This window comes from Actinoplanes sp. NPDC051411, from assembly GCF_040682075.1.
Classification (GTDB): Bacteria; Actinomycetota; Actinomycetes; order Mycobacteriales; family Micromonosporaceae; genus Actinoplanes.
In genome coordinates this window covers 35420-57319 of record NZ_JBFBAD010000037.1, presented here as the reverse complement: position 1 = coordinate 57319, position 21900 = coordinate 35420, and the positions used below count along the sequence as shown (strand labels likewise).

General features: G+C 70.5%; 18 protein-coding genes and 1 pseudogene. 12 read left to right on the top strand and 7 right to left on the bottom strand.

The genetic code is table 11. The features are described 5' to 3' along the window. Positions 1-15: 15 nt before the first annotated feature. Positions 16-798 carry an L-type lectin-domain containing protein gene (locus tag AB0M88_RS21650; protein ID WP_364104831.1) on the bottom strand — a complete coding sequence of 261 codons (783 nt, stop codon included), beginning with the start codon at positions 796-798 and terminating at the stop codon, positions 16-18. Positions 799-1575: 777 nt separating this feature from the next. Between AB0M88_RS21650 and AB0M88_RS21645 the strand changes: the two are divergent. The 3 genes and pseudogenes from AB0M88_RS21645 to AB0M88_RS21635 all read left to right on the top strand — a co-directional run. Beyond that, a pseudogene (locus AB0M88_RS21645) lies at positions 1576-2106 on the top strand (hypothetical protein); the annotation flags it as partial. Between the two features lie 919 nt (positions 2107-3025). Next, entirely contained in the window at positions 3026-3871 is an 846-nt protein-coding gene (locus AB0M88_RS21640) for a siderophore-interacting protein (RefSeq protein ID WP_364104828.1), read from the top strand. Continuing rightward, positions 3855-5057 carry an MFS transporter gene (locus AB0M88_RS21635; RefSeq protein ID WP_364104825.1) on the top strand — a complete coding sequence of 401 codons (1203 nt, stop codon included), beginning with the start codon at positions 3855-3857 and terminating at the stop codon, positions 5055-5057. The genes AB0M88_RS21640 and AB0M88_RS21635 overlap by 17 nt, the downstream gene beginning before the upstream one ends. Here the strand turns inward: AB0M88_RS21635 and AB0M88_RS21630 are convergent, their stop codons facing one another. Beyond that, complete coding sequence (locus tag AB0M88_RS21630) at positions 5058-6089, bottom strand: alpha/beta fold hydrolase (RefSeq protein WP_364104822.1); 1032 nt, start codon at positions 6087-6089, stop codon at positions 5058-5060. A gap of 165 nt (positions 6090-6254) precedes the next feature. On the opposite strand from AB0M88_RS21630, the gene AB0M88_RS21625 reads away from it, so the two are divergent. Beyond that, positions 6255-7040 (top strand): polysaccharide lyase family 7 protein, encoded by a 786-nt coding sequence (locus AB0M88_RS21625; protein ID WP_364104819.1) that lies wholly within the window; start codon positions 6255-6257, stop codon positions 7038-7040. 58 nt (positions 7041-7098) lie between these two features. Continuing rightward, positions 7099-8514: a sulfatase gene (locus AB0M88_RS21620; RefSeq protein ID WP_364104816.1), complete on the top strand. Its 1416-nt coding sequence runs from the start codon at positions 7099-7101 to the stop codon at positions 8512-8514. Here AB0M88_RS21620 and AB0M88_RS21615 read toward each other — a convergent pair whose 3' ends face one another. Beyond that, the gene (locus AB0M88_RS21615; RefSeq protein ID WP_364104813.1) at positions 8515-9339 is read right to left on the bottom strand and encodes an LLM class flavin-dependent oxidoreductase; all 825 of its coding nucleotides are present in this window, start codon (positions 9337-9339) and stop codon (positions 8515-8517) included. It lies immediately after the preceding gene. A 281-nt stretch (positions 9340-9620) separates the two neighbouring features. Between AB0M88_RS21615 and AB0M88_RS21610 the strand changes: the two genes are divergently transcribed. From AB0M88_RS21610 to AB0M88_RS21595, 4 genes are all read left to right on the top strand, one after another. Further along, complete coding sequence (locus tag AB0M88_RS21610; protein WP_364104879.1) at positions 9621-11615, top strand: M4 family metallopeptidase; 1995 nt, start codon at positions 9621-9623, stop codon at positions 11613-11615. A gap of 139 nt (positions 11616-11754) precedes the next feature. Then, the gene (locus AB0M88_RS21605; protein ID WP_364104810.1) at positions 11755-12006 is read left to right on the top strand and encodes a hypothetical protein; all 252 of its coding nucleotides are present in this window, start codon (positions 11755-11757) and stop codon (positions 12004-12006) included. A gap of 17 nt (positions 12007-12023) precedes the next feature. Continuing rightward, the gene (locus tag AB0M88_RS21600; protein ID WP_364104807.1) at positions 12024-13151 is read left to right on the top strand and encodes an SPFH domain-containing protein; all 1128 of its coding nucleotides are present in this window, start codon (positions 12024-12026) and stop codon (positions 13149-13151) included. Between the two features lie 164 nt (positions 13152-13315). Further along, positions 13316-14041 carry a M23 family metallopeptidase gene (locus AB0M88_RS21595; protein ID WP_364104804.1) on the top strand — a complete coding sequence of 242 codons (726 nt, stop codon included), beginning with the start codon at positions 13316-13318 and terminating at the stop codon, positions 14039-14041. Here AB0M88_RS21595 and AB0M88_RS21590 read toward each other — a convergent pair. Beyond that, positions 14038-15519: a multicopper oxidase family protein gene (locus AB0M88_RS21590; RefSeq protein WP_364104801.1), complete on the bottom strand. Its 1482-nt coding sequence runs from the start codon at positions 15517-15519 to the stop codon at positions 14038-14040. The two genes, AB0M88_RS21595 and AB0M88_RS21590, sit on opposite strands and share 4 nt — an antisense overlap. Then, on the bottom strand, positions 15516-15932 hold the full coding sequence (locus AB0M88_RS21585; RefSeq protein WP_364104798.1) for a hypothetical protein: 417 nt from the start codon (positions 15930-15932) through the stop codon (positions 15516-15518). The genes AB0M88_RS21590 and AB0M88_RS21585 overlap by 4 nt, the downstream gene beginning before the upstream one ends. 165 nt (positions 15933-16097) lie before the next feature. On the opposite strand from AB0M88_RS21585, the gene AB0M88_RS21580 reads away from it, so the two are divergent. The 3 genes from AB0M88_RS21580 (at position 16098) to AB0M88_RS21570 (ending at position 19052) form a co-directional block, all read left to right on the top strand. Further along, positions 16098-17564 (top strand): histidine kinase, encoded by a 1467-nt coding sequence (locus tag AB0M88_RS21580; RefSeq protein WP_364104795.1) that lies wholly within the window; start codon positions 16098-16100, stop codon positions 17562-17564. A 208-nt stretch (positions 17565-17772) separates the two neighbouring features. After that, positions 17773-18435, top strand: a complete 663-nt coding sequence (locus tag AB0M88_RS21575) for a response regulator transcription factor (protein WP_364104792.1) — start codon at positions 17773-17775, stop codon at positions 18433-18435. 98 nt (positions 18436-18533) lie between these two features. Beyond that, a complete protein-coding gene (locus AB0M88_RS21570; protein WP_364104789.1) occupies positions 18534-19052 on the top strand; it encodes a CAP domain-containing protein in 519 nt (172 codons plus the stop codon). A 112-nt stretch (positions 19053-19164) separates the two neighbouring features. On the opposite strand, the gene AB0M88_RS21565 is transcribed toward AB0M88_RS21570, so the two are convergent. Together AB0M88_RS21565 and AB0M88_RS21560 are read right to left on the bottom strand one after the other, a co-directional pair. After that, positions 19165-20571, bottom strand: coding sequence for an aminobutyraldehyde dehydrogenase (locus tag AB0M88_RS21565; protein ID WP_364104786.1), 1407 nt, complete (start codon positions 20569-20571; stop codon positions 19165-19167). Next, positions 20568-21833, bottom strand: coding sequence for a glycosyltransferase (locus tag AB0M88_RS21560; protein WP_364104783.1), 1266 nt, complete (start codon positions 21831-21833; stop codon positions 20568-20570). Before AB0M88_RS21560 ends, AB0M88_RS21565 begins: the two co-directional genes overlap by 4 nt. Positions 21834-21900: the final 67 nt, after the last annotated feature.

Sequence of the window (21900 nt, the reverse complement as noted above, 5' to 3'; positions counted from 1 at the left end):
CGGCGGCCACCCTTGTCAGGCCTCGGCGCCCTGAACCGACCAGGAGTAGATGTCCTGCTTCGACAGCTCGGTGCCGGTCCCGGCGGTGAAACCGATCCAGGCCGACGACCCGCCCGCGGCGGTGGCCAGGTCGATGGGCTGCTGCAGGACCAGTTGCTCGGGCGACCCGGCGCGGAACGCCTTCACGTAGACCGACAAGGTCTTCGCCGGGGCGTCGTAGGCGACCCGGGCGTAGAACGGCCGGCCGTAGAGCGGCATCGACGGGGTGCCGACCGCGGTGTGCACGTCCGGATTGCCGTCGAGCACCACCGCGAGGTGGTTGTTGTTGGGGTCGGGCGAGTTCTGGAACGTGTCGAACTCGACCGCGACGCTGCGCTTGATGCCGCGGTAGCCGAGGCCGCCGCCCCAGCCGCCGAGCGCCCGCGGCCCTTCGGTCTGCACCAGGAAGGCGATGCCGTCGGCGCCCGGGTCGGAGTGGTGCAGGTAGACCTTGAACGTCGACTCGAACGACTGGCTGAGGTCGATCTTGGGCTTGGCCCACGCCGAGCCGGCCTGGCGGAAGCCGCCCGTGGTCAGCCGCAGGATGCGCTGGTGTCGCTGGCCGGCCGGGATGATGATGTCGGCCGTGCCGTTGCGGTCGAGCATCCGGGACGCGCCGTTGAAGGACGGGAAGTCGACCAGCGGATTGCCGTCGCCGGCCGCGAGCGCGCCGGCCGGTGCGGCGGTGGCCGCTATGCCGAGCGCGAGGACGGTCGTCAGACCGCCACGGATAATTCTGGAGAAACGTGAAGAGGACACGGTTCTAGGCTCCAATTCGGATGGATTGTCCCAAGTCGGACGTGCCATAAGGTAGGCCAGCCTGCAGAGCCGCGTGAGCGAGTCTCGACTATTTACCCCAAATCGGACTCACCGGTCGAAACCTGGAAATCTTTCTCCTAGACGGCGATCGAACCAGTCGCCGACCCTCGGCCGCGAATCGGTTTCACCATGGCCCGCGCGTCCGCAGACCCACCCGTTCGGACGGTGGAAATGGCACCGGAATTGCTCCGATAATCGATTCTCGGGAGCGACCGGAACGCCACCCGGCGATTCCTAGGTTCCTCCCAGCCACGGCCGGCCGGTTATGCACTACATTTCTCGGTGCGTGACCGTGCCGCGACAGGCCTCGAGAAAGATGGCCTGCTCAGCCTAGTTTTTCGCGATCTTGGTGAACCCTCGACATCATCCGAACGGATGATGCCCGGGGTTCGGGCCCGATCCCATATTTCTTCCTTAAGTTCCGGCTAAGAATTCATCAATTCTCCAGCGTGAATTGCATTTCCGCGGGCCGGCTCATACCGTCTGGGAGCCGGCGGGAATCAAGGGCCGGATGAGTCTTCAAAGAAGAGGTATCGCATGCGCAGGTCCGCCTACCGTCGTGCGGCCGCCTCGTCCGGGGGCAACCGCCGGATGCTCGCGGTCGGCGCGGTGGTCGCCGCGTTGGGCGCCGTCGTCGCCTTCACGACGATCTCCAACGCCGCCACCAACGACAAGCCCGCCGGAAGTGACGCCGGCAAGGTCGTCAACGGCCAGACGATCCTGACCGACACCTGCGTCGACAGCACGCTGCCGCCGCACGCCGGCTTCCAGGACGGCGACCGCTGCGTCTCCACCGAGTTCGGTGAGGTCGGCAGCGCGGCCAACAACCCGTCGCTCCTGATCACCGACGCGCCGACCTCGGTCACGGTGAACACGCCCTTCACGCTCAAGGTCAGCACCCGCAACCTGATCCGGGACCGCTTCCTCGCGGCCGGCGCGGGCGGCTACTACGTCGAGAGCTCGGTCCTCAAGGACGGCATCGAGCGCGGCCACTTCCACACCTCGTGCCGCATGCTGCCGAACACCGACGAGGCCCCCGACCCGTCGCCGGTTCCCGCGTTCTTCGTGGCGACCGAGGACAGCAAGGGCGGCAAGACGCCGGACGTCGTGACCATCCAGGTGCCGGGCCTGCCGACGACGGGCACCGCGCAGTGCGCCTCGTGGGCCGGTGACGGCTCGCACCGCATCCCGATGATGCAGCGCGCCAACCAGACCCCGAGCATCGACGCGGTCCGCCTGACCGTGAAGGCGGCCGGCGACAACGGCGGCAACAACGGTGGCGGCAACAACGGCAACACCGGTGGCAACACTGGTAACACCGGTGGGAACACGGGCAACACGGGCGGGAACACCGGCAACACGGGTAACACGGGCGGAAACACCGGGAACACCGGTGGCAACACCGGCAACACCGCTGGGAACACCGGGAACACGGGCGGGAACAACAACAACGGTGGCACGGGCAACACCGGCGGCGGCAAGGGCGCGACGACCGCGCCGACCACGAAGCCTCCGGCCCAGGGTGGCAACGACAACGGCGGGACGAGCACGACCGGTCCGACCACCAAGGACGACTTCACTCCGGGCACCAAGGCCCCGACCACGAAGGCCACGACCAAGCCGTCCGACTCCCACGCGACCAAGTCCTCCACCACCGGCTCCACCAAGGCCGATGAGCCGGAGAAGTCGACGCGTACGGAAGACGCCCAGAGCGACAACGACGCGAGCGACAGCAACACGCCGGACGTGACCCCGACGACGAAGGCCGCGAAGCCGAAGGCGAGCAGCAGCTCAGCGGCGGCGGGCGACTACGCCTACTCCAACGACGACGGTGTCCCGAACTCGGGCGTCAAGGGCGAGGACCTGAAGAACGTCGCCAACCCCCCGGCGGCCAAGTCGAGCGGCCCGCTCGCCCTGACCGGCAGCAACACGATGGCCTTCGTCGGTGCCGGCGCGGTCATCCTGCTGGTCGGCCTGGTCGTCCTGGCGATGACCCGGCGCCGGCGGCCCACCGGCGGCAACTGGCAGGGGTAACCCGCGAACCTCTTGATGAGGGCGGCCCGGATTTCCGGGCCGCCCTCCTTCGTGTTCGAGGTCACGCCGGCGGCTTGGGCCGTGAGGGTAGCCTTACCGAGTTCGAGAGACCCCCTCGAGGAAGAGGACTTCCATGGCGAACAGGCCGTCCCGTCCGGTGACCCAGGCCGAGGTCACCCGGGTGGAGCAGCTCACCCCGCACATGGTCCGGGTGGTCGTGGGCGGCGAGGCGCTGCGGCGCATCGAGGCCGGCTCCTGCACCGACCACTACGTCAAGATCCTCTTCGGGCGTCCCGGCGTGACCTATCCGGAACCGTTCGACATGGGCGCGATCCGCGAGACCATGCCGGCCGAGTCGTGGCCGGTCGTGCGCACCTACACGATCCGCCGGTGGCGGCCCGAGGTGCCCGAGATGTGGATCGACTTCGTGGTGCACGGCGACGAGGGCATCGCCGGCCCCTGGGCGGCCGCGGCCCAGCCCGGCGACCCGGTGCGGTTCATGGGCCCGGGCGGCGGCTACGCGCCCAACCCGGCCGCCGACTGGCACCTGCTGGCCGGCGACGAGAGCGCGCTGCCGGCGATCTCGGCCGCGCTCGGCGGCATGCCGGCCGGCGCCCTGGTGCACGCGTTCATCGAGGTCGCCGGCCCGGCCGAGGAGCAGCCGCTGCCGACCACGGCCGACGCGCACGTCACGTGGATCCACCGGGGCGACGCGCCGGTCGGCTCGACCCTGCCGAGCGCGATCCGCGGGCTGGCGTTCCCCGAGGGCCGGGTGCACGCGTTCGTGCACGGCGAGGCCAACTTCGTCAAGGACATCCGCTCGTTCCTGCGCAAGGAGCGGGGCATCCCGCTCGACCAACTGTCGATCTCCGGCTACTGGCGCCGCGGCCTCAACGAGGACGGCTGGCAGTCGTCCAAGCGCGAGTGGAACCAGCAGATCGAGCGCGAGCAGGAAGCGGTTAGTGCAGACCAGCGATGATCATGCGGTTCTGATCGAGGAACCGCCGAAGGGCCGCACCCGCCTGATCGCCGTGGTGGCCGTGCTGCTCGCCGCGTTCAACCTCCGGCTCGCCGTGACCAGCGTCGGTCCGGTGCTCGACGAGATCCGCGACGCGCTCGGCATGAGCGGCACCGTGGCCGGCCTGCTCACCTCGGTGCCGGTGCTGTGCTTCGCCGTCTTCGGCCTGGCCGCGCCGCGCCTGGCCCGGCGGATCGGCGCCGCCCGGGTGATCATGGCCGGCCTGGCCCTGCTCACGGTCGGCCTGATCGTCCGCCCGTACGCTCCCGACACCGCCCTGTTCCTGTTGTTCAGCGTCGTCGCACTGGGCGGCATCGCGGTGGTCAACGTGCTGCTCCCGGTGATCGTTAAGGAGCAGTTCCCGCACCGGGTCGGCGCGATGACCGGGTTCTACTCGGTCGCGCTCAACGCGGGCGCGAGCATCGCCGCGGCGGCCACCGTCCCGGTCAGCCACGCGTTCGGCGGCTGGCGGCTCGGCCTGGCCTGCTGGGCGGTGATCTCACTGATCGCGCTGCCGTCCTGGTTCCCGCTGCTACGGGACCGGGCCGGCGAGGTACGCCAGGAGGCGCCGGCTCCCGACGTACGTGTCAGCCGCAGTCCCGTCGCGTGGGCACTGGCCGTGTTCTTCGGCCTCCAGGCGACCGGGGCCTACGTGATCATCGGCTGGCTGCCCCAGATGTTCCGGGACGCCGGCATCTCGGCCGAGGAGGCCGGCCTGCTGTTCGCGGTCGCCTCGGTTCTCGCCGTGCCGATGTCGTTCCTGCTCTCCGCGATCACCGGCCGCATGCACAGCCAGAGCGGCCTCGCCGCGGGCCTGGCGGTCGCCGGGATGGCCGGGTGGGCGGGCATGTGGTGGTCGCCGGCCGCCGCGCCGTGGCTCTGGGCGGTGCTGCTCGGCATCTCGAACGCGGCGTTCCCGCTCGTGCTGACGATGATCGCCCTGCGCGGCAGCACGCCGGCGACCGTGGTGCGGCTGTCGGCGTTCGCCCAGGGCGTCGGCTATCTGATCGCGATCCCCGGGCCCATCCTGATCGGCTTCCTGCACGACCGGAGCGGCGGCTGGCGGGTGCCGCTGGCGCTCAGCATCGCGCTGCTCGTACCGCAGCTGCTGGCCGGCCTCGCGGCCGGCCGCAACCGCCAGGTCTAGTTATACGAGCCGGAGCAGTTCGGTGGCGACCTCGGCCGGGAACTCGATGTGCGGCGAGTGGCCGCAATTCGGGTAGACGACCTCGCGATAGGCACCGCCGGCCGCCGCGTAGCGCTCGAGGACGGCCCGGGTCTGGCCGATCATCGGCTGGGGCGGGCAGGCCTCGGCGCCCGGCCAGCCCGGAACGACTCCCAACTGCCCGAGGTAGGCGAGGTCGAACAGCGAGGTGTCGGAGACGATCACGTCGCGGTCGCCGCGTACCCAGGTCACCGGAGGCTTCGCCGGGACCGCGACCAGGTCCTCGGCGATCCGGAAGTGGTTGGGGGCCATCGTGTTGAGGACGCCCCGGCCGCCGGGTGCCATGCCGGGCCAGTTCTCGCTCGGCGTGCTGTCGCCCGGGTAGTTGTCGTCGCCGGTCCGGGTCGACAGGACGGTGTCGAGCAGCAGTTGCTCGTCGTCGCCGAGTGAGGCCGGGTCGGCCACATAGGCGGTGCGCAGCACGCCGAGCGGGCTGGTCGGGCCGTCGGGGCTGCGGTCGCCCTCGGCCAGGCGCCGGACGAAGTCGGGGTTGCCGGTGCCGCCGCCGGTGCCCGCGAAGTCGGGGGTGGTCGGGGTGCCGTCGAGGTCCCGGGTGCCGCCGAAGCCGTACGGGCTGACCGGCGCCTCCAGGAACAGGGCCTTGACGCGGGCCGGGTGGTCGACGAGGAGCCGCATGGCCACGCCGCAGCCCATCGAGTGGGCCGCCACCACGACGGGCTCCCGCACCGCGAGGGTGTCGAGCACCGCCGCCACGTCGTCGGCGAAGTCACTCAGCCCGCGGGTCGCGTCGACCGGCGCCGCCTCCGAGCCGCCGTAGCCCCGCAGATCGGGTGCGATCAACCGGAGGGTCGGCGGCAGGTGCCGGGCCAGCGGCTCCCAGAATGCGGCCGACGAGCAGTTGCCGTGGATCAGGAGAACCGGGGTGCCGTCGGCCGGTCCGGATACCAGAATTTGCTGCGTGATTCCGCGCGCGGAGATGTGTTTCGCTTCCATAAGTGGCAGCATTTCACCAGGTCGCGGCCGCTGCATTGTGGGATAGCCACATATGTGGACAATGACAGCTGGTGGTTTCCCAATCAGCCCGTTGACAGCCAATAGAAAAGCGGATTTACTGTTAGGCCTCTTGCCAATCCCCCAAGTGGCTACGAGGTCATCCCCATGAAGAGAAGAACCGTACTCACGTCGGCACTCACCGCGGCCGTCGTCAGCACCCTCGGCGTCGTCGGCATCACCGAATCGTCCGCCGCGACCACGCTCAACCCCGACGTCTCCCCCGGCGGCAACTTCAACCTGGCGATCTGGCAGCTCCAGCTCCCGGTCGGCTCCCCCGGCGCGCCGACGACGATCCAGCCGGCCCAGCTCAAAGGGGCCAGTGGCTACTCCAACCCGGCCTATTTCTGGACCGACAAGAACGACGGCTCGATGACGTTCTGGGCGCCGGAGAAGGGCGTGACCACGCCGAACTCCAACTACGCCCGGTCCGAGCTGCGCGAGATGAACTCCAACGGCAGCGCGGCCGACTGGACGCTGGCCGGCAACCACACCCTCAGCGCCGAACTGCGGGTCGTCTCGGTCACCAAGAACGTCTGCGTCGGCCAGGTGCACCTGGGCAGCGGCGGATCGTCGACCAAGCCGCTGCTCGAGCTCTATTACCACAGCAACGGCGACATCTATCTGGGCACCGAGAACTCGCCCGACGGTGGCCAGACGCTGCACTACATCACCAACGTGGCGATCGGCGCCCACTTCACGTACGTCATCAACGTGACCGGCAACAAGATCAACCTGACCGTGAACGGGGCCAGGACCAGTTACTCGATCCCGACCTCGTTCAACGCGTACAAGCAGTACTTCAAGGCCGGCTCGTACAACCAGTCGTCGTCCGACAGCACGTCCAACGGCGCGAAGGTGAAGTTCTACACCCTCACCGTCTCGCACAGCTGACACAACGCTTACCTGACTCGAACGGTGGGGCGGCCACGGGCGCCCTACCGTTCGCATCATGATCCGTCGATTCGTGGCTGTCGCCGCCGCCCTGAGCCTGGTCGCCGGTTGTTCGCATTCCACCGGACCCGCTCCCAGGCCCTCGAAGACCAACATCGTCATGGTGCTCACCGACGACCTGTCGATGAACCTGGTGCAGTACATGCCGCACGTCATCGCCCTGGAGAAGCGGGGCACGACGTTCGCCAACTACACGGTCACCGACTCGCTGTGTTGCCCGTCCCGGTCGTCGATCTTCTCCGGGCGGTTCCCGCACGACACCGGCGTCTATACCAACAGCGGAAAGGACGGCGGCTTCCAGACGTTCAAGTCGCGCGGCGAGGAGAGCTCGACCTTCGCCACCGACCTCCAGCACGCCGGCTACCGCACCGCGATGATGGGCAAATATCTCAACGGCTACCTGCCCGGCGACAAGTACGTGCCGCCGGGCTGGACCGAGTGGGACGTGGCCGGCAACGGCTACCCCGAGTACAACTACAACCTGCTGTCGAACGGACAGATCCAGCACTACGACCACTCGCCGGCCGCCTACCTGACCGACGTGGTGAGCGCCAAGGCAAGCAGCTTCATCACCGGCTCGGTGAGCGCCGGGAAGCCGTTCCTGGTCGAAGTGGCCACGTTCGCGCCACACGCACCCTACACACCGGCCGACCAGGACAAAGACAAGTTCCCCGGGCTTAAAGCACCCCGGACCGCCGCCTACGACGTGCTGCCGGCCGACCCGCCGGCCTGGCTCGCCGACCGGGCGCCGCTGACCGGCGCCGAGCAGAGCGCGATCGACACCGCCTTCCGCAAGCGGGTGCAGGCGGTGCAGGCGGTCGACCGGATGATCGGATCGCTCGAGAGCACGCTCGACCGGGCAGGCGTCGCCGACCACACGGTCGTGGTGTTCACCTCGGACAACGGCTATCACATGGGCGAGCACCGGCTGAACCCGGGCAAGCAGACCGCCTTCGACACCGACATCCAGGTGCCGCTCGTGATGGCCGGCCCCGGCGTCCGGCCGGCCTCGGTCAGCAAGCCGGCCGAGAACATCGACCTGCGGCCCACCTTCGACGCGCTGGCCGGAGTCACCGCGCCCGCCGACGTCGACGGGCAGAGCCTCGTCCCTCTGCTCGCCGGGTCACCGCCCGCGAACTGGCGGACGGCCGCGCTCATCGAGCACCACGGGCCGGACAACGACCCGAAGGACCCCGATCACCCGGCGCCGAACAGCGGCAACCCGACCAGCTACGAGGCGATCCGCACGACCGGCTACACCTACGTCGAATACGCCGACGGCAACCGGGAGTACTACGACCACCAGGCGGATCCGGACCAGCTGCACAACACCGTGCACGGGCTGCCGGCCGACCGGCTGGCCGACCTCCACCAGACTCTGCTCGGTCTCCAGGCCTGCCATCACGCGTGCTGATCACTTCTTCAGCACCTCGATGACCTCGGCGAACTGCTCCATGAACTGGCCGTTGACGCCGAGGTAGGAGACGTGGAACTCCTCGCGCCGGCGGCAGAGGGTGTCGGCGATCCGCTCCGGCGAGCCGGTGAGCAGCGAGATCGCGCCGCGCTCGGCCATCTCGCGCGGGTCGCCGCCGACCATCCGCTCCAGGTAGGCCGGGAACTCCGACGGGTCGGCGGCGACCGCCGCCAGGTTGAGGTGCAACTCGAGGTCGGCGGCCCGGTCACCCGCGGCGGCGCGGAGCGCTTCGACCGTACGCGCGAGCTCCGGTTCCGTGGTCTTCGGCGCGAGACCCATCGCGACGGTGTCGGCCCGTTCGGCGGCCAGGCGCAACATTTTCGGGCGGCCCGCGGCGACCAGGACCCGGGGCGGCCGGTCGAGTTTGCTGACGGCGTCGATGACGTCGGCGACGCGGTTGAGGCGCTCCCCGGGCGTACCGAAATCGGCGCCGACCGCGGCGGCGTCGTTCTCCGCCCCCGGCCGGCCGCCGCCCAGCCCGAGCTCGAACCGGCCGTCGCTGAGCTGTTGTAGCGTCTCGGACTCCCAGGCCACCAGGCCCGGGGTGCGGTTGGGGACGCTCAGCACGTAGGTGCCGACGTGCAGGGTGGTGGTGGCGGCCGCGGCCGCGGCGAGCGCCGGAAACGGCGCCAGCGTGTTGCGGGTGTCGGGCACCAGCAGCGTGTCGTAGCCCAGCTCCTCGGCCCGGCGGGCCAGACCGGCCCAGCCGGTGCCGGACGGGGTGCGGCCGACCACGACTCCGAATCGAAACTCACGCTCAGTCATGCCGGAAATCCTCGCGCGCACGCTCCGCGAGCGCGTCCATCCGGGGGCTACATCCGGCGTACTCCCCGGGGAGTACGCCCTCGTCACGGGCGCAAGGGTTTTCCCCATTTCGGAGAAGGTCATCGATGCCTAGCGTCTCGTCTCAGGTAGTCCCGGCACGACGCAACGTCGGCCGGGAGCTGAGCCCGCCCCAAACCCCCGGGCGGGGAAGGAGCACCCGCGTGAAACGTCGAACCCCTCTGATCATCGCGCTGGCGGCCGGTACCGCGGCCGCGTCAGCCATGGTCGCGGTGGCCGGACCGGCAACCGCCCAACCCGTCTCGCCGTCGGCCGCCGCGGCGAACGCCGCCAGCGGCGCCGCGGCCCTGGTCGCCTCCCGACCGGCCGTCCTCCAGGCGAGCGCCGACGACGCCTTCGTGGCCGGCGTCCCGACCGTCTCCCACGGCCTGCACTACACGCCGTACTCCCGGACCTTCAAGGGCCTGCACGTCAGCGGCGGCGACATGGTCATCGCCACCGACGACTCGGGTGCGGTCAAGGCCACCTCGGTCGCCCAGGACCGCCCCATCAACCTCGCGTCGGTCACGCCGAAGATCAGCTCGGCGGCCGCGCTGAAGACGGCCGAGAGCCGGCTCAAGACCGTCACCAGCGTCGAGGGCACCCCGGCCCTGGTCGTCTACGCCGGTGAGGGTCGCAACGCCGCCCTGGCCTGGGAGACGACGATCCGGGGCACCGGGTCCGACGGCGCCAGCCGCCAGACCATCGACGTCGACGCGAACACCGGGGCGTTCCTGCACTCGCAGGAGCACGTCACCGACGTGGCCGGCACGGGCACGGGCTTCATCTACGGCTCGGGTGTCCCGCTGCAGACCACGCAGTCCGGTTCGACGTTCACCATGAAGGACCCCAGCGAGACCAACCTGAGCTGCCAGAACGCGGCCAACAACACGACCTTCTCGGGTCCCGACAACAACTGGGGCACCGGCGTCGGCACCGACCGGGAGACCGGCTGCGTGGACGCGCTCTACGTCGCGCAGACCCAGACCAAGATGCTGTCGCAGTGGCTCGGCCGCAACGCGCAGGACGGCAGCGGCGGCGCCTGGCCACTGCGGGTCGGTGACCAGGAGGAGAACGCGTACTACGACGGCACCCAGGTGCAGATCGGGTACAACTCCAAGGGGCAGTGGATCGGTTCGTTCGACGTGGTCGGCCACGAGCTGGGCCACGGCATCGACGACCACACCCCGGGCTCGATCTCGGGCAACGGCACCCAGGAGTTCGTGGCCGACACGTTCGGCGCGGCGACGGAGTGGTTCGCCAACAACCCGAACGACCCGCCGGACTTCACCGTCGGCGAAGAGGTCAACCTGGTCGGCAGCGGCCCGATCCGCTACATGTACAACCCGTCGCTGGCCGGCGACGACAACTGCTACTCCTCCAGCACCCCGTCGGAGGAGGTGCACGCGGCGGCCGGTCCCGGTAACCACTGGTTCTACCTGCTCTCGCAGGGCACCAGCGGCAACGGCCAGCCCGCCAGCCCCACGTGCAACAGCTCCTCGGTGACCGGCGTCGGCATCCAGAAGGCCATCACCATCATGTACAACGCCATGCTGCTGAAGACCTCCAGCTCGTCGTACCTGAAGTACCGGGTCTGGACGCTGACCGCGGCCAAGAACCTGTACCCGGGCGACTGCACCGCGTTCAACACGGTCAAGGCGGCCTGGACCGCGGTCTCGGTTCCGGCCCAGTCCGGCGAGCCGACCTGCACCGGCGGCACCACGCCGCCGACCACCCCGCCGACGACCGGTCCGACCACCCCGCCGACCGGCGGCAGCCAGCTGCTGGGCAACCCGGGCTTCGAGAGCGGCACCGCGCCGTGGACGACCACCTCGGGCGTCGTCTCGACCGCGTCGGGCACCGCCACGGCACACTCGGGCACGCACTTCGCGTGGCTCGACGGCTACGGCACCACCCACACCGACTCGGCCTCGCAGTCGGTGACCATCCCGGCCGGCAGCCACGCGACGCTGAGCTTCTACGTGAACATCAGCACGGCTGAGACGACCACCTCGACGGCCTACGACAAGCTGACCGTCAAGGCCGGCTCGACGACCCTGGCCACGTACTCGAACCTGAACAAGGGCGGGTACACCCAGAAGTCGTTCGACCTCTCCTCGCTCGCCGGTCAGACGGTGACCATCACCTTCACCGGCACCGAGGACTCCAGCGCCGCCACCTCGTTCCTGATCGACGACACCGCCCTCAACGTCAGCTGACGGCATCCAGCAGAAGGGCCGGCGCGGTGACCGACGCGCCGGCCCTTCCGCGTTCCTCCCCGAAGCCGATCAGGGCGTGGAATCGCTGGCTGTGGTTCCCGGGCTGCTGTCAGTCGCGTGAAGGGTGCACAATGCAGCCGTGGCGAGTGACTCGGTGGTAGGCAAGGTCGGCACCGTGGTCAACGGAATCCGGGGCGGCGACCGGCCGGGCGAGGTTCGGCTCGTGGTGGCGGGGATCGCTCACTATTACCTCGCGTACGCCGCGACCGCGTTGGCGGCCGGCACCGACGTACTCGTCATCAACAACCGTGGCGCGCGCCAGGTCGACGTCGAGCCATGGCCCACTGTGCCGCCGGGTGCGGACCCGGACGGCGTCGTAGAAGGGCTGTAAAAGTGTTCGGTTATCGGGTGCCCGCTCCCAATGAGGCGCTTCTGATCAGCGGTCGGAAGCAGCGGGGCGCGGACGCGTTGCCGTTCAAAATCGTCACGGGACACGGCGTGTTCGTCGCGCCGATCTTCTCCAAGGCGAGCCGGCTCACACTGGCGATGCAGGAGGCCGAGGTTCTCGAGGACTGCTACACCAACCAGGGGCTCACCCTCTCGGTGCACGCGGTCATCGCGTTCAAGGTCGGCGACGACCACGAGTCGATCGCCGCGGCGGCCCGCCGCTTCCAGGGCGACCAGACGCAGATGCCGACGCTGGTCGGCCGCATCTTCTCGGGTCACCTGCGCAGCATCATCGGCAGCATGACCGTCGAGTCGATCATCCGCGAGCAGCAGACGCTGGCCGACGCGATCGTCGACGCCAGCAAGACCGAGATGGCCCGCATCGGCCTCGCCGTCGACTCGCTGCAGATCAGCAGCATCGACGACAAGGGCGTCGGCTACATCCGGGCGCTGGCCGCCCCGCACCAGGCCAAGGTCAACCAGGACGCCAAGGTGGCGCAGGCCGCGGCCGACCGGCAGAGCGCGTCGGCGCAGCAGGAGAGCGCCCGCTACCAGGCGGAATACGCTCGCCAGACGGCGATCGCCCAGGCGCAGTACCAGGCCGAGATCGACCAGGCTCAGCAGACCGCGTCCCAGGCCGGCCCGCTCGCCAACGCCCGGGCCCAGCAGGAGGTCCTCGCCGAGCGGGCGATCGTCGCCCAGCGCAACGCCGAACTGCGCCAGGCCGAACTGATCGCCGAGGTGGTGCGCCCGGCCGAGGCGGAGGCGGAGCGCATCCGGGCGCTGGCCCGGGCCGAGGCCGACGCGACCAAGCTGTCGGCCGAGGCGGCCGCCGCTCAGGACCGCATCGCGCTCGACCAGGCCATCATCGACAAGCTGCCGGAGATGCTCCGGGCGGCCGCCGAGGGCCTGCAGGGCGCCAACGTGACCGTGCTCGACGGGGCCGAGGGGCTCAACAGCGTGGTCGCCTCGCTGGCCAGCCAGGGCATGACGATGCTCGAGACGCTGCGGTCGGGGCTGCGTACGGCCGCCCAGCCGGGCACCGACGTGACGCCGCTCAACGGCAGCAAGGTGACGCCGGGCGCCTGACGGCGCGTACACCCGCGGGCCGGCCCTCTCCGGGGGCCGGCCCGTTTTGATCGTCCCTGGTCGTGGGACTGCCGGGCCGCGCCCGGCGCACTATATTGAGCAGCGGCCCCGACCAGGAAGTGATCTCTTTGCGACTCAAGGTCCGAAATCTCGTAGTCATCGGGGTGAGTAGCCTCGCGCTCGCCGCCTGCGGCGGTTCCGCGGCCCACAGCGCCGACGGGCCCAGTTTCGTCGAGCCGAGCGCCACGCCGGCGATCGGCACCGACGCACTGCCCGACGCGGCGGCCGCGGCGGGCTCAACCTCGGCCTCGCCTCCGGCATCGCCATCTGCTTCGGCATCCGCATCGGCTTCGGCGAAGACCGCAACGAAGATCACCTACGCTTTCCCGGTCATCGGCAAGAACTCGTACGCGCACGTCCACCACGACTACCCCGCGACCGACATCATCACGAAGTGCGGCAACAAGGTCGTCGCGGCCACCGGTGGCACGATCGTCAACGTGGTCCGCAAGGACACCTGGACGGCGAAGAAAAACCTGGGCGCGACCCGGGGTGGCCTGGCGGTGGCGATCCTCGGTGACGACGGGGTGCGCTACTACGGGTCGCACATGTCGGCGATCGACCCGTCGATCGCGATCGGGGTCCGGGTCAAGACCGGCGCGACCCTGGGCAAGACCGGCGACACCGGCGACGCGAGCGCCTGCCACCTGCACTTCGGCATCTCCCCGCCGTGCGCCAAGGGCAGCGACTGGTGGAACCAGCGGGGCACGATCTGGCCCTGGCCCTACCTCGACTCGTGGCGCACGGGCGGCGCCAAGTCACCGGTCACCGAGATCAAGTCGTGGAAGTCGAAGAACGGCTGCCCCACCAAACCCCGCACTGATCCCTAGGCGGTCTCGAAGTCGGCCATCATCGCCATGTCCTCGTGCTCGAGGTTGTGGCAGTGCAGCATGAACCGGCCCGGATAGCCGGTGAAGCGGGTGATGATCTCCACCGCGGCGGACGGGTGCACGTCCACTGTGTCCTTCCAGCCGGCGTCGTAGGGTCCGGCGCCCCGCCCGTCGCGGCCCAGCACCTGGAACGGGTCGAGGTGGACGTGCACCGGGTGGTGGAAGTCGGTGACGAAGCGCCAGATCTCGGTCGTTCCCAGCCGGGGGCGGGCCAGCGGCCGGCCGGGCTGGTACTCCCGGTTGTTGATGGTCCAGGTGCCGTTGAGGGCCTGCCGGAAGACGAAGGTCCGGGTCGTGACGGCGCTCCCCGGATCCAGCTTCGGCACGTCACCGAGAACGCTCGGGATCCTCGCCTCCACCCGTTTCGTCCCGTCGACGTCGAAGCGCATGATCTCCTGCGTGCGGCCGCTGCCCAAACGGTTCCGCAGCCTCACCTTCGTCCCGGCTGGGTAACGGCCGAAGTCGACGACCACGTCGAAACGCTCGGCCGGAGCGATGTCCACGGCGTCGTGGGCGGCCGGCCGGGCCAGCAGGCCGCCGTCCGAGCCGATCTGCACCAGCGCACCGCCGCCCGGCGGCTGCGGATCGAGCTCGAGCCGGTAGCGCCGGGCATTCGAGGCGTTGAGGAACCGCAGCCGGTAGTGCGCCCGGTCGACCCGGTGAACCGGCCAGGGCGCCCCGTTCACCAGGACCACGTCACCGAGGACACCGTTCATGTGCCCGGCGGTCCGATAGCGGAAGCCCCCGTCCTCGGCGAACGAGCGGTCGGTGATCATCAGGGGCAGGTCGTGGTCGCCCCGCGGAAGAGGCAGCGCGTCCTCCTCGTCGTCGTGCACCAGATGGAAGCCGGAGAGCCCGCGATAGACGTTGGGACCGGTGCGGCCCATGGCGTGGTCGTGGTACCAGAGCGTCGCGGCCCGCTGGTCGAGCGGGTAGCCGTAGTCGCGGTAGCCGGTCGCCACGTCGCGGGCCCGGTAGCGCGCGCTGCCCATCGGCGCGATCAGGTCGATCGGGTAGCCGTCGCTGTCGGCCGGGGTGTGACCGCCGTGCAGGTGCACCACCACCGGGTCGGGCAGCTGGTTGCGGTGGCGCACGACGGTCCGGCGGCCGGCCCGGGAGACAAGCGTCGGGCCGGGCCAGCTGCCGGCGTACGTCCAGGCCTCGGTTCGCAGGCCGGGCAGGATCGGCAGCCGGGCCACCTGTTGGGTGATCTCGTAGTAGTCGGTCGTCGCGTCGGTGCGGGACGGCGTCAGGACCGGCGGGACCGGGAGCGGCGCCCGGAAGGCGGGCGGGAGCGGGGCGGTGCTCGGCAGGAGCGTGCCCGGCTGGCCCTCGGCCAGCAGACGCGGGGCGAACGGGGCGAGGGCTCCGGCGGCCGCGATCGCGCCTCCGGCGCGCAGGAAGGTACGCCGTTTCATGCCGCCATCTCGCTCACTTGCTTTGCGGCCGGCGCTTCCCAGGCCTCTTCCGGCAGGTCGCTCCACACCGTGCGCATCATCCGAACCAGGCCGACCACCATGAACGCCCCGATCGGCACGTGCAGGAGCAGAATGTGCGTCATCCCCAGCGCGGCCTGCGCCGCCAGCGTCACCGGCAGGATCAGACCGACCCGCACAAGTTCGGAGGGCCCGCCGGCCCGCCGCACGAACAGCACCACGACGGTCTGCACCACCGCCAGCACGACCATCGAGACCCCGCTGTAGAGGTGCATCCGGAGCATGTCGTAGTGCCCGGCCAGGAAACCCCCGGCCAGGAAGGCCTGGCCCACGCCGAGCAACGCGAGCGCCGCGGTGGTTCCGCGGAGAATCAGGTACGGCCATCTCGTCGTCATGCCCGACACCCTCCCGCCCCGCCCCGGTCGCGGTCGTCCGGCTGGAGATGACAATGCGGCTGCTCCCCCGGGCGCAGATCTACCGCCGACTACACCCCCGGCGGTAGACGAACTACAACCCCGGGTTGACGCGCCCGGAGGCCGAGGTGGAATACCGTGCCAGGCATGGCAATCAGGCGATGGCGCGATCCGGCATCGGCGGCGGCGACCGCCCTCGTCGCGGTGGCCAGTGCCGTCACCTCGCCGCCCGGGCGCACCCCGCTCGACGTGCTCGGCGTCGCGCTCCTGGTGGTCGCCGGTCTGGGCACCGCCGTCCGCACCCGGGCGCCGCTGGTCTCCCTCACCGTGACCGTGGCCGCCGGCCTGGGCTACGAGGCCCTCGGCTACCCGGGCCTCGCACCCATCGTGCCGTTCCTGGTCGCCCTGGCCACCGCCGCCTGGAGCGGCCACCGCCGCCCGGCCGTCACCGCCGCCGCGATCATGGTCGTGGGCGGCCTGACCGTCCAGCAGACGATCGGCAGCGCACCCCGCGACACCCCGCAAGACGTCACCCAGCGCTGGTTCCTGGCGATCGGCTGGATGGTCGCCGCGATCGTCGCCGGCACACTGGCCGCGCGCTATCAGACCTATCTCGCGGCGGTCGAGCAGCGGGCCGAGGAAGCCGAGCGCACCCGCGAAGAGGTGGCCCGCCGCCGAGCCGACGAGGAACGCCTGCGCATCGCCCGCGAACTCCACGACTCCCTCACCCACAGCATCTCCATCATCAAGGTGCAGGCCGGAGTCGCGATCCACCTGGCCCGCAAACGAGACGAGCCGGTGCCCGAGGCACTCCTCGCGATCGAACAGGCGGGCGGCGAGGCGATGCGCGAACTCCGGGCGACCCTCGAGGTCCTGCGCGGCGACGAGGAGACCGGCTCGGGCCTCGAGCGGCTCGACCACCTGGTCGAGGGCGCCCGCCAGGCCGGCCTGCCGATCCAGCTCGACGTCACCGGCGACCCGCGCGACGTGCCCGCACCGGTCGGCCGGGCGGCCTACCGCATCATCCAGGAGTCCCTGACCAACGTCCGCCGGCACGCGGGCCCCCACGCCACCGCCTCGGTCCGGCTGGCCTACCACAAAACCGAACTGACCGTACGCATCGACGACGACGGCCCCGGCGCCACCAGCGAGCCCACCGCGAACAGCGAAGCCGCGCTGAACAGCCGAGGCCCGGCGAGGGGTGAAGGCGCGGTCAGCAGTGGAGGCCCGGTCAGCAGCGGAGGCTCGGTCAGCAACGGAGCCGTGCTGTTCAACGCGACCGGCGCGGGCAGCACGACCAGCGGCGACAGCGGAACCGGAAGCGCCGGCATCAACGGCACGGCCGGCGTGGGCATCGTGGCCGGCAGCGCCAGCACCAACCGCACGGCCGTGGCGACCGCCGGGGGCGGTGCGAACGGCGGGGGCAGCACGACCGGCGTGAGCGGCGTGAGCGGCGTGAGCGGCGGTGCGACCAGTGTGGACAGTGGGGCAGGGGTGGGCTTGCGGGGCATGCGAGAACGGGTGGCCGCGCTCGGAGGGTCGCTGGAGGCCGGGCCGGCCGACGGGGGCGGCTTCCGAGTCCACGCCCGCCTCCCCCTGGAAACCCCATCATGATCGCGCCGTCTTCCGGGCTGTTGTCCGCCCGGCGGCCTTCGTCAGCCCTCAACACGGCACCCGCCCGGATGCTCCCGCCACCACGGGCCTGCGCGGTGCCGCCGGCCGGGCCGCCGTCGACAGAATCAGGAGCGGGCGCAGAACCGGTCCACCCAACGGCCTCCGAAGTGTCGCCGGGGGCCACCGGCAGCGGAGCGGGGGTGGGGGCGTGATTCGGGTGCTGCTGGCGGATGACCAGGCGCTGATCCGGGCCGGGTTTCGGGCTCTGCTCGACGCCGAGGATGACATCGAGGTGGTGGCGGAGGCCGTCAACGGCAGTGAGGCGGTTGCGCGGGCGGTTGAGTTTCGGCCTGATGTGGCGCTGGTCGACATTCAGATGCCGGTGCTCGACGGGATCGAGGCGGCGCGGCGGATCGTGGCCGACCCGGCGCTCGGCGGGGTGCACGTGGTGATGCTGACCAACTACGGGCTCGATGAGTATCTTTACCGGGCGCTGCAGGCCGGGGCCTGTGGGTTTCTGGTCAAGGACACCGACCCGGGCGATCTGCTGCACGGCATCCGGGTCGCGGCGCGAGGTGACGCTCTGCTCTCGCCGGCCATCACTCGCCGGCTGATCGGGGCCTTTGTCGCCCGGCCGCCGCAGGCCGCCTCCGGGTCGGCGCTCGAGGTGCTCACCAACCGGGAGCGGGAGGTCGTGATGTTGGCCGCGCGGGGGCTCTCCAACGACGAGATCGCGGCCGGCATGGTGATCAGCCCGGCTACGGCCAAGACCCACATCAGCCGGGCGATGACCAAGCTCCGGGCGCGGGACCGGGCCCAGCTGGTGGTCTGGGCGTACGAATCGGGCCTGGTGTCGCCCGGTTCGGGGTAAGGCGGTCGCCGCACGGGTGCAGGGCGGTTCACCCGCTCAGCGCGGCCCGCACCCCCTCCGAACGGATCTGGCGTAGCCAACCCGTAGGAGGAGATTTCGTGACCCGCTTCGCTCGCCGTGCCGCCGCCCTCGCCGCCCTCGTCGCCGCCCCGGTTCTCGCCGTCGCCGGTCCGGCGTTCGCCGCCGGGTCGGGGCACGCCGCCGGGACGAAGTCCGTCGCGGTCGACAAGGTCGCCTACGAGAACCAGGTCGTCGCGCTGACCAACGCCCAGCGCAAGGCCCACGGCTGCGGCGCCCTGCACATCGACAACCGGCTCGTCCAGGCCGCCCGCGCCCACAGCACCGACATGGTGCGGCGGGGCTTCTTCAGCCACACCGGCTCCAACGGCAGCAGCTTCGTCGCCCGTGAGATCGGCGCCGGCTACCCGCGGAAGGGGCCGTCGGCCGAGAACATCGCCTGGGGCTACCGCACCCCGAAGGACGTCGTCACCGGCTGGATGAACAGCCCCGGCCACCGCGCCAACATCCTCAACTGCGGCAGCATCGCGGTCGGCGTCGGCCTGGCCTACACCGCCGGCGGCAGCGCCTACTGGACGCAGGACTTCGGCCGCATCTGACGGTCGTCACCGCGTCGCGAAAATCGCCCGCCCGGCACCGGGCGGGCGATTCGCGTCGGCACCGACCAAACTGAAGGCGCCCGACCGACCTGAAGGCGCCCGGCCGAAGGTCTCAGGCCGGGCGGAAGCTGTCGCGGGCGGCCGGGGCCGCATGCTTGATCATCACGTGGTGGGTCACCGAGTATTCGGCGATCGACTCCTGGCTCATGTCCTTGCCGAAGCCGGAATTCTTCACGCCGCCGTGCGGGGCCTCGGAGGCGATCGGCAGATGGTCGTTGATCCAGGTGACGCCCGCGTCGAGCCGGTGGGAGACGCGGAGGGCCCGGGCCACGTCGCGCGTCCAGATCGACGAGGCGAGACCGTAGCGGGAGTCGTTGGCGAAGCCGATGCCGTCGTCCTCGGCGTCGAACGGGATCGCCACGATCACCGGCCCGAAGATTTCGTCCTGCACGATTTCGCTGCGCTGGTCGGCGTCGAGGACCAGGGTCGGCGGGAAGAAGAAGCCGGGGCCGTCCAGCGGCTTGCCGCCGACCGCGATGCGGGCGCCGTCGGACGAGGCCCGCGCGACGAACCCGGCGACGCGGGTGCGATGGGCGGCCGAGACCAGGGGGCCGATGTCGGTCGCCTCGGACCACGGGTCGCCCGGGCGGATGCGGGCCAGGGCCGACTCGATCGCGTCCACCGCGTCGCGGTAGGCCGGGCGTTCGATGTAGACGCGGGTGGCGGCGGTGCAGTCCTGGCCGGTGTTGTAGGTGGCGCCCATCGCGACACCCCCTGCCATTTCGGTCAGGTCGGCGTCGGCGAAGACCACCGCGGGGGCTTTGCCCCCCAGTTCCAGATGTACGCGTTTCAGACCGTCGACCGCGCCGCGCATCACCTCCCGCCCGGTACGCGTCGAACCGGTCACGCTGACCATGTCGACGCCGTCGTCGCGTACGAGGGCGGAGCCGACCTCGGCACCTCCCGTCACCGCGCCGACCAGCCCGGGTGGCGCCCCCGCCTCTTCGAAAAGGCGCGTCAGCGCCAGGGTTGTGCGGGGCGTCGCCGGCGCCGGTTTGATCACCACGCCGTTGCCCGCGGCGACCGCCGGGCCGAGTTTCCAGACGGCCATGACCAGCGGGAAGTTCCACGGGGCGATCGAGCCGACGACGCCGATCGGGCGGCGCACCAGCATCGAGGTGTAGCCGGCGGAGAGCATTCCGGCCCCGGTGCCGTCGAGGGAGCGCGCGCCGCCGGCGCAGAAGCGCAGGTTGTCGACGCTGAACGGGAGTTCGCCGTCGCGCATGACCGGGAGCGGTTTGCCGGTTTCCTCGACTTCGAGGCGGGTCAGTTCGGTGGCGTCACGTTCGACCAGGTCGGCGACTTTGAGCAGGACGCGGGCCCGTTCGGCCGGGGTGGTCTCGCGCCACTGTTCGAAGGCGGCCCGCGATCGTGCCACCACTTTGCTCACGTCGGCCGGGGCGGTGTCGGGGATTTCGGCGATTTCGGCTCCGGTCGCCGGGTTGATCAGCGTCGTCATGCGCCCAGCCCCAGCCGTTCGATCGCGTCGGCCGCCACCCGCAGCCCGTTCGACGCCCGAATCGCCCGGCCGGCCTCGGCCGCTCGGTCCTGCAGCGACTTGTCGTTCAGGAGCCGGTCGATGGCGGCGAACAACTCGTCGTCGGTGAACGCGTACGTGTCCAGCCGCACCCCGAATCCCTGCTCGTCGACCCGCTGGGCGTTGTCGTACTGATCCCAGAACAGCGGCAGCACGATCATCGGCTTGCCGAAGTGCATCGCCTCGGTGGTCGTGTTGTTGCCGCCGTGGGTGATCACCAGGTCGACCAGCGGGATGATCGACGTCTGGGGCAGGAACTCCGCGCCGATCATGGTGCCGGCCAGCTCGAGTTCGTCGTGCAGCGGGCCCATCGAGACGATGTAGCGGTGCGGCGTGCGGCCGAGTGCCCCGATCACCCGCCGCATCAGCTCGACGTCGGCCGATCCGAGCGATCCCAGGCTGAAATAGATGGTCTTGCGATCGTCGGGCGCCAGGTCGTAGGAGACGTCGGTCTCGCGCACCGACGACTCCAGCCGGCGCCAGGCCGGGCCGAGTGGCCGCGCGTCCGTGTAGTCGAGCGCCGATGGGTAGACGTACAGGTTGAGGTCGCCCTCGTGGATGAACTCCAGGTCGGGCAGCGGCGGCGCGCCCTGCTCGACCACCCAGGCGTTGAACTCCTCCCACATCGGACGGTGGGTGCGGTCGTATTCGGCGCGGAACGCGTCCCACTGGCCGCGGTCGCCGGCCGGATAGCCGGAGAAAGCCGGGGCGATGCCGGCCCCCTTCACCTCGAGCGGGTTGCACGAGACGATGCGGACGAACGGCACCCCGGCCGTGTTGAGCGCCGGGAACGCGATCACGTTGTCCTCGACGATCACGTCCGGCTCGACCCGGTCGATGATCTCCAGCAGCCGGGGCTGGCAGAAGCGGGCGCCGTCGATCAGTTCCTGCCAGACCGGCTTGACCCAGGTCTCGAGCTGCTCGATCGTCGGTTTGCGGAACTCGGGCGCGGTGTCGCGGATGAAGTCCTTCCAGAACTGCCCGGCGTCCTGCGGCGTCTCGGGTGGCGGCGCGAGGTGCACGAGATCCTCGTCGAAGCCGAGCGCGGTCAGCTTGCCCGCCCAGGACGCCTCGGCGGCGAACACCACCCGGTGGCCGTGCCGGCGCAGCACGTCGCCGATGCCGATGCAGTTGTTGGTCGGCCCGTACGCGCTCTCGGGCATGAAAAGGACGGTCAGCGACATCGACGCTCCCGAAACTGGAATTGAAGCGCAATTCAACAAGGGGTCTTGTGCGGCGTCAATACCCAGG